Raw genomic sequence first — 14376 nt, 5'->3', positions numbered from 1 at the left:
GGTTTCGGCGGCTTCTCCCCGCCGGCAGGCCGGCGTGACGCGGCTGTTTCTGCCGCAGCAAGTTCAAGGTACGGACATGACGGTCATCGGCAATCACGAGGTAGTTGGCATGGAAGGCGCACCGCGACTTTCCGAGGCCTCTGCACGCGATTATTTCGAGCTCCTGAAGCCGCGTGTCATGTCTCTCGTCGTCTTCACCGCATTCGCCGGGCTCGTCCTTGCCCCCGGCCATATCAATCCGTTCATCGGCTTCACCGCCATTCTATGCATCGCCATCGGAGCCGGCGCTTCCGGTGCGCTGAACATGTGGTACGACGCGGATATCGACGCGGTGATGAGCCGCACGGCCAAGCGTCCGATTCCGGCCGGCAAGATTCTGCCCCAGGAGGCGCTTGCCTTCGGACTGACCCTGTCGGCGTTCTCGGTTATCATCCTCGGGCTCGCCGTCCACTGGCTCGCAGCCGGGTTGCTCGCCTTCACGATTTTCTTCTACGTGGCCATCTATACGATGTGGCTGAAGCGCTCGACGCCGCAGAACATCGTCATCGGTGGAGCCGCCGGGGCCTTCCCCCCGATGATAGGCTGGGCCTGCGTGACCGGCGGCGTGTCGGTCGAGAGCATCGTGCTCTTCCTCATCATCTTTCTCTGGACGCCGGCGCATTTCTGGGCCCTGGCTCTCTTCAAGATGGGCGATTACGGCGCGGTCGGCGTGCCGATGATGCCGAATGTCTGCGGCGAGGCGACGACCAAGCGGCAGATCGTCATTTACGCAGTGCTCACCGCAGTCAGCGGCGTCTGTCCCACCTTGCTCGGCTTCGCGAGCCTCGGCTATGGAGCCTTTGCCACGGCCATGGGGCTCGGCTTCGTCTGGTATTCGCTGGGCGTACTGCGCATGCCCGAAGGCGACAAGCGCATGGTGCCGGCGAAAAAGCTCTTCGCATTCTCGATCGCATATCTTTTCGCGATATTCTCGGCGCTCCTGGTTGATTACGCGATCGCCCGGATCTGGCTTGGAGGCATTGTCTGATGGAAACCGTTGAACTCAACGAGGCTCAGAAGAAGTCCCGCCGCGGCCGCAACATCGCGCTCGGCATCGTGCTGGCGGCCCTGGTCGCAATTTTCTACGTCGTCACGCTGGTCAAGGTCGGCGGCGGCATGGTGAATTGAAGGCGTTGCGCATGGCGGACAATAGGCAGGCAGATCGGAAGGAACGCTCGAACGGCGTGATCGTCGGCACGTGCCTTGCCTTTGTGGCAGGCATGATCGGCATGGCCTATGCGGCCGTTCCGCTCTACGACATGTTCTGCCGGGTCACGGGCTATAACGGCACCACGCAGCGGGTCGAGCAGGCATCCGACCTCATCCTCGACGAGAAGATCAAGGTCACGTTCGACGCCAACGTCGCTGCCGGACTGCCCTGGGAGTTCGTCCCGGTTCAACGGGATATCGACGTCAGGATCGGCGAGACGGTGCAGATCATGTACCGTGCGAAGAACCTGGCTTCCACGCCGACGACGGGCCAGGCGACCTTCAACGTGACGCCGATGGCGGCCGGTGCCTATTTCAACAAGGTGCAATGCTTCTGCTTCACGGAGACGACGCTTGAGCCGGGCGAGGAAATGGAGATGCCGGTCGTCTTCTTCGTCGATCCGGAGATCGTCAAGCCGGTCGAGACGCAGGGCATCAAGACTTTGACGCTGTCCTACACCTTCTACCCGCGCGAACCCTCCAAGCCGGTCGCGCAAGTGAAGGCGAAGGCCGAAAACAAACTTTGACATGAGCGCCTTTTCGGCTATGCCGGACGGCGACAAGAGAGGACTATCGGGGGTTATCGACATGGCCGGAGCGCACCAGAAGCAACACGACTATCACATCATCGACCCGAGCCCGTGGCCACTGCTTGCCTCCATCGGAGCCTTCGTCATGGCCTTCGGCGGCGTCGGCTACATGCGCTATCTCTCCGGCGGCTCGTTCAAGATGTTCGGGCTTGAGTTCGCCAATCCGTGGGTCTTCTTCATCGGTCTGGCGCTGATCCTTTACACCATGTTCGGCTGGTGGTCGGACACCATCAAGGAAGCGCATGAGGGCCACCATACCCGCGTCGTGTCGCTGCACCTGCGCTACGGCATGATCATGTTCATCGCTTCCGAGGTGATGTTCTTCGCTGCCTGGTTCTGGGCTTTCTTCGACGCCAGCCTCTTTCCCGGTGAAGCGATCCAGGCCGCGCGCGCCGAGTTCACCGGCGGCGTCTGGCCGCCGAAGGGCATCGAGGTCCTCGATCCCTGGCACCTGCCGCTCTACAACACCGTCATCCTGCTGCTCTCCGGCACGACGGCGACCTGGGCACACCATGCGCTGCTGCACAACGATCGCAAGGGCCTCGTCTACGGCCTGACGCTCACGGTCCTGCTTGGCGTTCTGTTCTCCTACGTGCAGGGCTACGAGTATGCGCACGCGCCGTTCGCTTTCAAGGATTCGATCTACGGCGCGACCTTCTTCATGGCGACCGGCTTCCACGGTTTCCACGTGCTGGTCGGCACGATCTTCCTGCTCGTCTGCCTGCTGCGCGCCCTGCGGGGCGACTTCACGCCGAAGCACCACTTCGGCTTCGAGGCGGCGGCCTGGTACTGGCATTTCGTCGACGTCGTCTGGCTGTTCCTCTTCTTCTCCATCTATATCTGGGGTGGCTGGGGCGCGCCGATCGCCCACGGCTGACGCCGTTATGCTTCGATGATGATGGGGCGGCCGAGAGGCCGCCCCGTTTCATTTGAACATATGGCTTATTTCGGCTGGCTGGCGTTTTTGACGCAGATGTTCGATTGGACGAATGGCTGCATTGCCGTTACCAATGCCGAGATGGACGAAATCCGGGACATGGTTCCCAACAATACCGCGATCGTGATCAACCCATGAACGAAGACAAGGCGCTCTATCCGCCCGTCGATCCCGTGATGACGGGAATCAAGGGTCTTTGCCCCCGCTGCGGCCAGGGAAAGCTCTTCGACGGGCTGCTGAAGGTTCGGCCGGCCTGCGGCAGTTGCGAGCTCGATTATGGTTTCGCGGATTCCGGCGATGGTCCGGTCGTCTTCGTCATCCTGATCGTCGGCTTCGTCGTCGTCGGCGCGGCGCTCTGGATGGAGATCAATGTCAACCCGCCGCTCTGGCTGCATTTCCTCCTGTGGATTCCGCTTGCAACCGTCTTGAGCCTGGCGCTGACGCGTATGCTGAAGGGCGTGCTCATCAATCTGCAATACCGCAACAATGCACGTCCGGGTGAAATCGACCGTGGTTGACGAGCGCATGCCGGCTCCGCGCAGCCGCGCCGGCCGTGCGGCGGGCGTTGTCCTGGTGCTCGCCGCTTTCGCTGTGCTCGTGTCGCTGGGCACCTGGCAGATGCAACGGCTGCATTGGAAGGAGGCGCTGATCGGCGCAATTGCCGAGCGGCGCTCGGCGCCGGCCGTCTCGTTCGACAAGATCGAGGCCATGGCCGCGGCCGGCGGGGATACCGACTACCGGACAGTGTACGTGTCCGGCGTGTACGACCACGGCAAGGAGCGCCATTTCTTCGCCACCCATGAAGGCCGCACGGGCTTCTACGTCTTCACGCCTCTTATGCTGGCCGACGGCCGGGCCATTTTCGTGAACCGCGGCTTCGTCCCCTTCGAGAAGAAGGATGCCTCCACGCGGGCCGAAGGGCAGATCGCCGGAAGTGTGACCATCAACGGTCTGGCGCGGCCGAAGCTTTCCGGAAAGCCGTCGTCCCTGGTACCGGACAATGACGCCGCCAAGAACATCTTCTACTGGAAGGACCTCGATACGATGGCGGACTCTGCCGGCCTCGCATCCGATCGCGTCGTTTCCTTCTTTATCGATGCCGATGCATCGGACAATCCCGGCGGTCTGCCGATCGGCGGCGTGACCCAGTTCGATCTGCCGAACAATCACCTGCAATATGCGCTGACCTGGTACGGCCTTGCAGCCGCCCTCGTCGCCGTCAGCGGCATCTACATCTACCGGCGCAGGCGGTAGGGCGCGCCGGTTCTTCCTTGTGTGCCCGATCGTTGCCGCTATATATGGCCCATGCCGACATCCGGCTTTGTTCGTTCCACTGGCGTTTTCATGATGGCCCCATCCGCAGCAGCAAAAACCCCGATCACCATCCGCCTCTGCGGGCCGCGTGGCTTCTGCGCGGGCGTCGACCGGGCGATCCAGATCGTGGTGCTCGCGCTCAAGGAGTTCGGCGCGCCGGTCTATGTCCGTCATGAGATCGTGCATAACCGTTACGTGGTGGAGGGGCTCGAAGCCAAGGGGGCGATTTTCGTCGAGGAGCTCGACGAGATCCCGCCCGAGCACCGCAAGCAGCCCGTGGTCTTCTCCGCCCATGGCGTGCCCAAATCCGTTCCGGCCGATGCGGACGAGCGCAATCTCTTCTACCTCGACGCCACCTGCCCGCTCGTCTCGAAGGTGCACAAGCAGGCGATGCGCCATCATCGCATGGGACGCCACGTCGTGCTGATCGGCCATGCCGGACACCCCGAGGTCATCGGCACCATGGGGCAATTGCCGGAGGGGGCGGTCTCCCTCGTCGAGACCGTCGAGGATGCCGACGTCTATATGCCGCCGGACGCGGAGAATCTCGGTTTCGTCACGCAGACGACGCTCTCGGTCGACGATACCGCCGGCGTCATCAAGCGGCTGCATGAGCGCTTTCCGAACCTGACGGCACCTGCGGCCGATTCGATCTGCTATGCCACCACGAACCGGCAGGAAGCGGTGAAGCAGGCGGCGCCCGGCTGCGACCTTTTCCTGGTCGTCGGCGCACCCAATTCATCGAACTCGAAGCGCCTCGTCGAGGTTGCGCTGAGGGCAGGGGCGAAAAAAGCCGTTCTCGTCCAGCGCGCCTCGGAAATCGACTGGGCGACGGTGGGGGATATCTCGATGGTCGGGTTGTCGGCGGGTGCTTCCGCGCCGGAGGTGATCGTCAACGAGATCATCGAAGCGTTCCGCGAGCGCTACGATGCCACGGTCGAGCTTGCCGACACGGTGGAGGAAAATGAGCACTTTCTCGTTAACCGCGAGCTCCGGCACGTCGAACTGACGGGGGCCGACATGGCCTTCGTCAACGGCGAGTAGCGAAGCTAGAGCATTTCAATGTTTCATGGAAACACTGGAAGGCTCTACCCATTTGAACCAACGCACTTCCGGACGGAAAACCGTTACACACTTTTCCTGGAAGTGCTCTAGCCGCTTAAATTCTCGCAATTCGCATCTCTGGAAAGTAACGCGCCTTGGCAGTTTATACCGATATCACGGAAGACGAGCTGATCCGTTTCCTCGCCGCCTATGAGGTGGGATCGCTGACCTCCTACAAGGGGATCGCCGAAGGCGTGGAGAATTCAAACTTCCTTCTCCACACGACCAAAGGGGCCTATATCCTCACGCTCTACGAGAAGCGGGTAAACGCCGACGATCTGCCGTTTTTCCTGGGCCTCATGCATCACCTCGCCGAGCGTGGGCTTTCCTGTCCGCTGCCCCTTCCACGCGCCGACGGCAAGCTTCTCGGAACGCTCTCTGGAAGACCTGCGGCCGTGATCTCGTTTCTGGAAGGCATGTGGCTGAGAAAGCCCGAGGCGCAGCACTCCCGCGAGGTCGGCCGGGCGCTCGCATCGATGCACCAGGCGGGCGAGGGCTTTCCCCTGAAGCGCCTCAACGCGCTCTCCGTCGAAGGCTGGCGACCGCTATGGCGGAACTCCGAAGCGCGTGCCGACGAGGTTCAAGCCGGCCTCAAGGACGAGATCGCGACGGAGCTCGCCTTTATCGAGGAGCATTGGCCGAAAGACCTGCCGGAAGGCGTGATCCACGCTGATCTCTTCCCGGACAACGTGTTTTTCCTCGGCGATCGTCTTTCCGGCCTTATCGATTTCTATTTCGCCTGCAACGATTTCCTCGCCTACGACGTCGCCATCTGCCTGAACTCCTGGTGCTTCGAGAAGGATGGCTCCTACAACATCACCAAGGGCATGGCGCTGCTTTCCGGCTATGAGAGCGTGCGGAGATTGACGGCGGAAGAGGTCGAGGCGCTGCCGCTGCTTGCGCGCGGGTCCGCGCTCCGCTTCTTCCTGACGCGCCTCTATGACTGGCTGATGACGCCGCCGGGCGCGCTTGTGGTCAAGAAAGATCCGCTCGAATATCTGACGAAGATCCGCTTCCACCGCGCCATCGTCTCGAGCGCCGAATATGGCCTCAGACGCGAAGGGGCTCCGGCATGAAGCACGTCGACATCTTTACCGACGGTGCGTGCTCGGGAAATCCCGGACCGGGCGGTTGGGGCGCGGTCCTGCGCTACGGCGACGTGGAGAAGGAAATGTCCGGCGGAGAGGCGGAGACGACGAACAACCGCATGGAGCTTCTCGCGGCGATCTCTGCCCTCAACGCGCTCAGGCAGCCCTGCGAAGTCGATCTCCATACCGACAGCAAATATGTGATGGACGGTATCTCCAAATGGATACACGGCTGGAAGCGCAACGGCTGGAAAACCGGCGACCGGAAGCCGGTGAAGAACGGCGAGTTATGGCAGGCGCTCGATGAGGCAAGGAACCGCCACAACGTGACCTGGCACTGGGTGAAGGGCCACGCCGGCCATCCGGAGAACGAACGCGCCGACGAACTTGCGCGCAAGGGCATGGAACCGTTCAAGAAGGCGCGTCGTGCGGACGCGGTGAAATAGAAAGCTCTCCGTCTGTTATTGCCCCTCATCCCGCTGCCGCGACCTTCTCCCCGCACGCGGGGAGAAGGGGCAAGCGGCGAACGCCCCGGGGTCTTTCCCGAGCGCTCGCTCTAGAACTGGAGCATGCCGCTTGTCCCTTCGCCCCGCGTGCGGGGAGAAGGTGGCCGGCAGGCCGGATGAGGGGCAGATGCACGCAGTCCGTTTTAAGAATCAAAGCAGCTCAAGCATCGCGGCCGCACCGGAAGCGGTCGCCTGTCCCGGGCTTTCCTCGATGTTCAGCGCTTTGACGACGCCGTCCTCGACCAGCATCGAATAGCGTTTCGAGCGGATGCCGAGCGTGCCGGCCGAAAGATCGATCTCCATCCCGATCGCCTTGGTAAAGGCGGCATTCCAGTCCGAGAGGAAATGGATCTTGCCCATGCCGCCGGAATGGGTCGCCCAGGCGCCCATCACATGCAGGTCGTTGACCGCGACAACGGCGATGTCGTCGACCCCGCGCGCAAGAATGGCATCGCGATTTTCCAGATAGCCGGGCAGGTGGTTGAGCGAGCAGGTCGGGGTAAAAGCACCCGGCACGGCGAAAAGAACCACGCGTTTGCCCTTGAAGAGCTGCTCGGTCGTTACCTCGACCGGGCCGTCTGCGGTCTTCTCCTTGAAGGTGGCGTTGGGCAGCTTGTCTCCGACGGCAATGGTCACTGGTCTCTCCTCGTCTCTATGCAGTAGCGGGGTTTCGCAGGACTATAGGGTCGGCTCAATCAAAGGCAAGCATCGTTTCCATGCTGCGGCTGCCCGCGCGCAGGGTGAGCGTGATCGGCTTTCCCGCGATGTTCTTGTCCTTGCCGGAGAGCTTCACCGGAACGTCGGCCCGACGCTCGGCGCCCTGCGCACCGTGAAAAACCGGCTTGCCGAAAAAGACGCCGGGCGGCCCGGCGAGAAAGAGATCGGCTGACCCGGCAGCCGCATCCGGCGGCAACAGGAACTCGAGTCGTACCATGCCGGCGGCCGCATCGAATTTCGCGTTCACCACCCTGAAGTTCTCGGACGGCTGCTCCGGCAGTGCGGAGAAAGCCTTTTCGATGCGCGCACCGTCGAGCGGATTGTCGAACTCGCCGCTTTTGAGCGCGACGGTCACATCCCCCTGCACGGGAATGCAGATATCTTCGCAGATGCCGAGGAAGACGGAGGCCCGGATGGTGACGTCGCCGCCGTTGCCGGTTCTCTTCAGCGTCAGCGGGAACGCCACCGGCGCATCATATCCGGTGTAGCGTCCCGGTCCTTCGCCGAACGTCTTCGGCACCGGGAAGCGGATCGACTGCATTGAGACGCCGCCGGAGGGATCGAGGGTGACCTGCGGCGGTATGCCGCTTGCGCCCGGATCCCGCCAATAGGTCTTCCAGCCGGGGTTGAGCCGAACCTCGAGAATGGCGGGAATGGCACCATCCGGCTTCGGTTGCGAAGCGACAATGCGGAAATCGCCACCGGGTGAGGTCACCCATTCGCTGGCGGCTCCATAGGACCGGGCAGGCAGAAAAAAAGCGAGGAAAAGGCTTGCCGTCGCGATGCGCTGGGCCATCTTCATTGGGGTCGAGCGTCGGGTCATGCCAAAGCTGTATCGCGTTTCGCCCTTGGTCTCCAGCGGTCCCGGTATGCCGCTGCGATCATAATTGCTTGATCGGCAAGACGAGAGCATGGACAGGGTGTCGCTTGCGTGGGCGCAAATTTCGGCGAACGCCACGTAGAAGCGCTTTTCATTTCGTCGCGAATTGATAGGCTATCATCATCATGGCGAAAAACGTGCTGCATACGATACGCGAACGCGGCTTCCTTGACGGTCAATTCCTGATCGCCATGCCCGGCATGTTCGACACCAATTTCGCCCGGACGGTCATCTTCGTCTGCGCCCATTCCGAAGACGGGGCGATGGGCTTCATCCTGAATCGTCCGCAGCGCCTGACCTTCCCGGATGTTCTGCTGCACCTGCAGCTTCTCGACCCGGATGAGGCGATCCGCCTGCCGTCGGCTACGCGCGAGTTCCAGATCCAGGCCGGGGGCCCCGTTGAGACCGGGCGCGGCTTCGTACTGCATTCGGACGATTACCTGAGCGACTCCAGCATTCCCGTCAGTGACGACATCTGCCTCACGGCGACGCTCGATATCGTCAGGGCGATCTCGCGCGGCGAGGGACCTCTCAAGGCGACCATGCTGCTCGGCTATGCGGGCTGGGGCCCAGGCCAGCTGGAGGCCGAAATCACCCAGAACGGCTGGCTGACTTGTCCTGCGCAGGAGGAGCTGATCTTCAGCCGGGACCTCGACGAGAAGTACGACAGAGCGCTGGCCCTGATGGGTGTCAGCCCGGCGATGCTCTCGACGGACTCAGGCCACGCCTGAAAACTGATTGATTGCCCCTCATCCGCCTGCCGGCACCTTCTCCCCGCAGGCGGGGCGAAGGGACAAGCGGCAGTCACTCGAGCATCTCTCACGCCGGGGGCTGCAGGAGGAACGTGCCGCCCCATCGCGCAATGAGCGGCTGACAGGGCAGATGCCCTCAAGCCCGCTTCATCAGCGGAAATCGCTCCTTCAGGAGCCTCAGGATCGATTCCGATCCCACCGGCGGACCGAACAGGAAGCTCTGACCGTAGTCGCAGCCCATCTGCGCGAGCTGGATCGCATCCTCCTCGGATTCGATTCCCTCCGCGACCACCCGCATGTCGAGCTCGCGCGCCATCGTGATCACCGCGCGCAGGATGACGGCGCGCTTGTCGCTTGGATCGCGCACCAGCGCCTTGTCGATCTTGATCGTGTCGAAAGGGAAGCGGGTGAGGTAGGAGAGCGACGAGTGGCCGGTGCCGAAATCGTCGAGCGCCAGCCGCAGCCCGGCCTCGCGAAGCTTTTCGAGCACGAGCCTGGCCTGCTCGGGGTTCTCCATGACAAGCGATTCCGTCAGTTCCATTTTGATCTGCGCCGGATCGCAGCGGCTCTTGCTGAGAATCGCGCGCATGTCGTCATAGAGTTCGTTGTTCAGCAGCTGTGCGCTCGACAGATTGATCGAGATGAAGATCGGCAGGTCGCCGGTCTGCGTCTGCCACTCGGCAAGATCGCTCGTGGCCTTGTCGAAGGCGAACAGGCCCAGCTGGTTTATCAGCTCGGAATTCTCCGCGATGGGGATGAATTCGGTCGGCGAAATATTTCCGCGCTTCGGATGGTCCCAGCGCATGAGCGCCTCGAAGCCGGCGATCTCGGCATCGCTGAGGCGGACGATGGGCTGGTATACGAGGGAAAGCTCCTTGCGCTCCATGGCGCGCTTCAGGTCGGCTTCGAGCTGTAGGCGGTCCGAGCCGGAGGTCCGGAAAGCCGGACGGAACGGCTCGACCCGGTTGCCGCCCGCCTTCTTGGCGCGGAACATCGCAAGCTCGGCATCGTCGAGCAGTCCGGCTGCGCTCTGCTCCTGATCGAGCCATGAGACGAGGCCGATCGAAGCGGTCAGGTTGATCTCCCGATTTCCGTAGTTGAGCGGGACCATGATCGCTTTGCTGACCGCATCGGCGAAGTCGGCGATCTTGGCCGGATCGCGCTCGGACATGAGGATCAAGCCGAACTGGTCGCCGCCAAGACGCGCGAGCGTGTCCTGCGGGCGCAGAAGCCTGCGCAGGCGGCGCGTCAGCGCGATGAGGACATTGTCGCCGGCGGCGATCCCCAGCATGTCGTTGACCTGCTTGTAGCGGTCGATGTCGATGGCAAGCACGGTCGGGCGTATCGAGTTGCTGCCGTCGCCCATCAGGAGGATCGCCTGCAGGCGATCGAGAAAGACCTGTCTGTTCGGCAGGCCGGTCAGATTGTCCAGAAGCGCGTTGTGCAAGAGCCGCTCGACCGAATTGCGCTGTTCGGTGATGTCGTTGATGGTCCCGACGCATCGGATGATTTCGCCATTGGCGCCGAGCACCGGGCGCGCCCGGATCGAGAGCCAATGGTAATGGCCATCCTCGGCGCGCACGCGGAATTCATGGTTGAGCCGCCCGCGGCGATGTTCGAGCAGCACGTCGAGCGTTGCGCGGAAGCGGTCGCGGTCATCGGGGTGCAGCCGCGGCACCCAGTTGCGCACCGGCCCGTTCATCGTTCCGAGCGAAAGCCCGAGCTGGTGCGAGATATCGGGAATGGTAACAACCCGGTCGCGCGCCACGTCCCAGTCCCAGACGGTATCGCCTGATCCCGTGAGCGCCAGCGCCTGGCGCTCGAGATCGGAGAAAAGGCCGAGCTGATAGGCCCCGCCGGAAAAGGCGTGCTGCATGACGGTGAAGCCGATCAGGAGCACGATGAGCACGAGGCCGCCGCCGAGTGCCGGCTGCACGATGTCATTGGCGAGTTGACCGGTCACCGCGAGCCAGGCGCCGAACAGCCACACAAGGATCAACAACCAGGCTGGAACGAGAAGGATCGCGCGGTCATAACGGTTGAAGCCCAGATAGGCGATCAGCACGATGCCGACGGTTGCCGTCAGCGCGAAGGACAGGCGGGCGATGCCGGAGGCGATCGCCGGATCGTAGACGGCGACGCCGAAGAGCAGCCCGAGGCCGAGAATCCATGCGAGCGTCGCGTAGCCGAGATGCTGATGCCAGCGATTGAGATTGAGATAGGTGAACAGGAAGACCACGAGACCGGCTGCGAGGAACACCTCGGTGCCCGCTCGCCATATGCGCTCGTCGTCGGCAGTCACGGTGATGAGCTTCGAAAGGAAGCCGAAATCGACGCAGATATAGGCAAGCACGGCCCAGGCGAGCGCGGCGGTGGCCGGCAACATCGACGTGCCCTTGACGACGAAAAGGATCGTCAGGAAAACCGCGAGCAGCCCGGCGATGCCGAGCACGATACCGCGGTACAGGGTGAAGGCGTTGACGGTATCCTTGTAGGCGTCCGGCTGCCAAAGATAGATCTGCGGCAGCTCCGGCGTGGTGAGTTCGGCAACGAAAGTGATGACCGCACCCGGATTGAGCGTGATTCGGAAGACGTCCGCTTCTTCGCTCGGTTGCCGGTCCAGCGCAAAACCCTCGCTCGGCGTGATCGAGAGTATGCGCTGCGAGCCGAGGTCGGGCCAGAAGAGCTTCGAATTCACGAGCCGGAAATGCGGTGCGACGATAACGCGTTCGAGCTGCTCTTCCGAAACATTGGCGAGCGCGAACACGGCCCAGTCACCCTGGTGATTTTCCGTGCTGGAACGCACTTCGATGCGTCTGACGATGCCGTCCGTGCCGGGGGCGGTCGAAACCTGAAAGGCGTCGCCTCTGCCGCTGTAGATCTCCGTCGTGGCGGTAAGATCGAGCGCCGTGTCCTCGCGCGAAATCTTCACCGGCTCGAGCGCATGCGCAACGCCGCCGCCAAGACCAAGGGCGAAAACGACGAGTGCGACCAGAAACGCCGCCAGCCTTGCGGCTGGCCATGCGAGCGGCTTGCGGGTCAGGGGCATCAAAGGGGCAAATTCCTGTTGGGTACGGCATCGACGGAGAGGAGCGAAAACATCAAGTGGTCCCGCCACTGCCCGTTTATCTTCAAATATTGTCTCAAATAGCCTTCACGCTCAAAGCCGGCCTTTTCAAGGAGCCGGATGCTCCGTGCGTTTTCTGGAATACAGGCTGCTTCGATACGGTGCAACTCGAGCCCCTTGAAGATGTAGGGGATCGTCAGCTTCAAGGCCTCGTACATATGGCCCTGTCCGGCATGTTTCTGGCCCATCCAGTAGCCGATCATGCAGTTCTGCGCAGCGCCGCGGCGGATATGACCGATGGTGAGACCGCCAAGCAGCGTTTCGTCCGGCTTGTGGAAGAGGAAGAGCGGCACGGCCTGACCGGAGGCAAATTCCTGCTCGTTGCGATTGACGCGGCTGCGAAAGGCGCCTTCGGTCATTTCATCGGCGCGCCAGGTAGGCTCCCACGGCTCCAGGAAGGCGCGGCTTTCGCTGCGCAAGCGATACCATTGCCGGTAGTCGGCGTAGCGGGGGAGGCGGAGCAGATAATGCTGGCTGGCGATCTCGACCGTCTCCGGCTGCCGCGAAAGGAACCGAAAAACCGATCTTGTCATCTATGCCTCCAGGCCAGGACCGCGTCGATGCCGCAGTTCGGTCGAACCGAATGCATGTCGCCCAAACAATATGCGGCGGTTTTGGACGACGACCTGCACGAGAACAATGCCCTAGGGCACGTCGGATGGATCCGATCGAACGCGATGCGCTTCAGGGCACTGTCTCATTGCGAAACGTGGCACAAGTTTACGCCCAAATCGAATCCGATTTTAAGAATTGTACAAGGAAAAAGAGGACCTTGAAGGAAGGCATGCGACCGGCAGGGGCCGGTCAGCTCGCCGCAGCATGTATCGCGTCCGCCTTCGTGGTCAGCGAGGACAATATGTCGTTCAGGGGAGCGAGCTGCCCGAGCGGACCGATGGCCGACAACGTCGGAACCGTGTCGAAGAACAGGCGGCCGGCCAGGTCGGTGAGGCGCTCGATGGTGATGCCCGACAGGCGTTCCATCAGTTCCTCATTGGGGATCGGCCGGCCGTACAGCATCATCTGCCGTGCGATTTGTCCCGCACGCGCGGCCGGGCTTTCCTGGCCCATCAGCAATTGCGCCCGGATCTGTGCGCGGGCACGCTCGATCTCCTGCTGATCGATGCTCAAGGACGACTTGCGCAATTCATCGACGATCACCGGCATCAGCTCCGGCAGGTTTTCTCCGCCCGTTGCCGCATGCACGCCGAAGATGCCGGTATCGGAAAAGCCCCAGTGGAAGGCGTAGACCGAGTAACAGAGGCCCCTGTGTTCGCGCACTTCCTGGAACAGGCGGGACGACATGCCGCCGCCGAGGATGTTGGCAAGGATCTGCGAACAATAGAAATCACGGGCGTGATAGGCCTTGCCTTCGAAGCCGAGCAGAACCTGCGCGTCCATCAGGTCGCGGCTCTCGCGGCTGTCGCCGCCGGTGTAGCGCGCGGTCTCGATGACGGGAGCGCAAACGGGTTCGGCGGGCAGGGAGGCGAAACGCTCCTCCACCTGGCGCACGATGGTGTCGTGATCGACGGCGCCGGCGGCTACGATGAAGGTGCGGTCGGTCGTATAGTTGCGGCCGAGATACTGGCGGATCTGATCCGCGCTGAAGGACATCACCGTTTCCGGCGTGCCGAGGATCGGCCTGCCGACCGTCTGGCCACGATAGGCGGTCTCGGCAAAACGATCGAAGACGACGTCGTCCGGCGTGTCGTCCGCCGCGCCGATCTCCTGCAGGATGACCTGCTTCTCACGACGCAGCTCGTCCGCCTCGAAGGTCGATTCCGTCAGAATGTCGGCGAGGATATCGACCGCCAGCGGCAGATGGTCCTTGAGTACGCGGGCATAGTAGGACGTCGTTTCGGTCGAGGTGGCGGCGTTGACCTCGCCGCCCACATTCTCGATTTCCTCGGCGATCTGGCGGGCGCTGCGCCGCCTCGTGCCCTTGAAAGCCATGTGCTCCAGGAGATGCGCAATTCCGTGTTCATTCACGGTTTCGTTGCGCGAACCGGACTTGATCCAGACTCCGAGCGCCACGCTTTCCAGATGCGGCATTCGCTCGGTAACCACCGTCAGCCCGGAAGGGAGCCGGGTGCACTCAACTTTCATCATCCGTGAT

The 14376-nt window shown here is 62.4% G+C and carries 16 protein-coding genes; 11 read left to right on the top strand and 5 right to left on the bottom strand.

From position 1 onward, the window contains the following. Window positions 1–76: 76 nt before the first annotated feature. From M1D34_RS11130 to rnhA, 10 genes are all read left to right on the top strand, one after another. Window positions 77–1027, top strand: coding sequence for a heme o synthase (locus M1D34_RS11130; RefSeq protein WP_013844112.1), 951 nt, complete (start codon window positions 77–79; stop codon window positions 1025–1027). After that, entirely contained in the window at window positions 1027–1167 is a 141-nt protein-coding gene (locus M1D34_RS11125) for a cytochrome c oxidase system small membrane protein (protein WP_010968907.1), read from the top strand. Before M1D34_RS11130 ends, M1D34_RS11125 begins: the two co-directional genes overlap by 1 nt. Before the next feature lie 11 nt (window positions 1168–1178). Continuing rightward, the gene (locus tag M1D34_RS11120; protein ID WP_027992631.1) at window positions 1179–1775 is read left to right on the top strand and encodes a cytochrome c oxidase assembly protein; all 597 of its coding nucleotides are present in this window, start codon (window positions 1179–1181) and stop codon (window positions 1773–1775) included. A gap of 61 nt (window positions 1776–1836) precedes the next feature. After that, a complete protein-coding gene (locus M1D34_RS11115) occupies window positions 1837–2715 on the top strand; it encodes a cytochrome c oxidase subunit 3 (RefSeq protein WP_003532322.1) in 879 nt (292 codons plus the stop codon). Window positions 2716–2775: 60 nt separating this feature from the next. Next, window positions 2776–2913 (top strand): L,D-transpeptidase, encoded by a 138-nt coding sequence (locus tag M1D34_RS11110; RefSeq protein WP_080676637.1) that lies wholly within the window; start codon window positions 2776–2778, stop codon window positions 2911–2913. Next, on the top strand, window positions 2910–3293 hold the full coding sequence (locus M1D34_RS11105) for a DUF983 domain-containing protein (RefSeq protein ID WP_010968910.1): 384 nt from the start codon (window positions 2910–2912) through the stop codon (window positions 3291–3293). The genes M1D34_RS11110 and M1D34_RS11105 overlap by 4 nt, the downstream gene beginning before the upstream one ends. Further along, on the top strand, window positions 3262–4029 hold the full coding sequence (locus M1D34_RS11100) for an SURF1 family protein (RefSeq protein ID WP_498779046.1): 768 nt from the start codon (window positions 3262–3264) through the stop codon (window positions 4027–4029). Before M1D34_RS11105 ends, M1D34_RS11100 begins: the two co-directional genes overlap by 32 nt. A gap of 93 nt (window positions 4030–4122) precedes the next feature. Beyond that, on the top strand, window positions 4123–5133 hold the full coding sequence (gene ispH, locus M1D34_RS11095; protein ID WP_127540458.1) for a 4-hydroxy-3-methylbut-2-enyl diphosphate reductase: 1011 nt from the start codon (window positions 4123–4125) through the stop codon (window positions 5131–5133). A gap of 155 nt (window positions 5134–5288) precedes the next feature. Further along, window positions 5289–6269: a homoserine kinase gene (locus tag M1D34_RS11090; RefSeq protein WP_498779044.1), complete on the top strand. Its 981-nt coding sequence runs from the start codon at window positions 5289–5291 to the stop codon at window positions 6267–6269. Continuing rightward, window positions 6266–6727 carry a ribonuclease HI gene (rnhA, locus tag M1D34_RS11085; protein ID WP_003532311.1) on the top strand — a complete coding sequence of 154 codons (462 nt, stop codon included), beginning with the start codon at window positions 6266–6268 and terminating at the stop codon, window positions 6725–6727. Before M1D34_RS11090 ends, rnhA begins: the two co-directional genes overlap by 4 nt. A gap of 210 nt (window positions 6728–6937) precedes the next feature. Here the strand turns inward: rnhA and M1D34_RS11080 are convergent, their stop codons facing one another. Continuing rightward, on the bottom strand, window positions 6938–7423 hold the full coding sequence (locus M1D34_RS11080; RefSeq protein WP_003532309.1) for a peroxiredoxin: 486 nt from the start codon (window positions 7421–7423) through the stop codon (window positions 6938–6940). Window positions 7424–7478: 55 nt separating this feature from the next. Further along, window positions 7479–8306 (bottom strand): protein-disulfide reductase DsbD domain-containing protein, encoded by an 828-nt coding sequence (locus M1D34_RS11075; RefSeq protein ID WP_498779041.1) that lies wholly within the window; start codon window positions 8304–8306, stop codon window positions 7479–7481. A 203-nt stretch (window positions 8307–8509) separates the two neighbouring features. Between M1D34_RS11075 and M1D34_RS11070 the strand changes: the two genes are divergently transcribed. Then, window positions 8510–9115: a YqgE/AlgH family protein gene (locus M1D34_RS11070; RefSeq protein ID WP_003532305.1), complete on the top strand. Its 606-nt coding sequence runs from the start codon at window positions 8510–8512 to the stop codon at window positions 9113–9115. A gap of 157 nt (window positions 9116–9272) precedes the next feature. On the opposite strand, the gene M1D34_RS11065 is transcribed toward M1D34_RS11070, so the two are convergent. From M1D34_RS11065 to M1D34_RS11055, 3 genes are all read right to left on the bottom strand, one after another. Further along, window positions 9273–12185, bottom strand: a complete 2913-nt coding sequence (locus M1D34_RS11065; protein ID WP_498779039.1) for an EAL domain-containing protein — start codon at window positions 12183–12185, stop codon at window positions 9273–9275. Beyond that, a complete protein-coding gene (locus M1D34_RS11060) occupies window positions 12185–12796 on the bottom strand; it encodes a GNAT family N-acetyltransferase (protein ID WP_003532301.1) in 612 nt (203 codons plus the stop codon). Before M1D34_RS11060 ends, M1D34_RS11065 begins: the two co-directional genes overlap by 1 nt. 271 nt (window positions 12797–13067) lie before the next feature. Continuing rightward, window positions 13068–14369, bottom strand: coding sequence for a M16 family metallopeptidase (locus tag M1D34_RS11055; RefSeq protein WP_003532299.1), 1302 nt, complete (start codon window positions 14367–14369; stop codon window positions 13068–13070). Window positions 14370–14376 lie beyond the last annotated feature (7 nt).

The organism is Ensifer sp. D2-11, assembly GCF_054161295.1.
The sequence above is the reverse complement of the archived record's forward strand: the minus strand, read 5'-3'. Positions and strand labels throughout refer to the sequence as shown.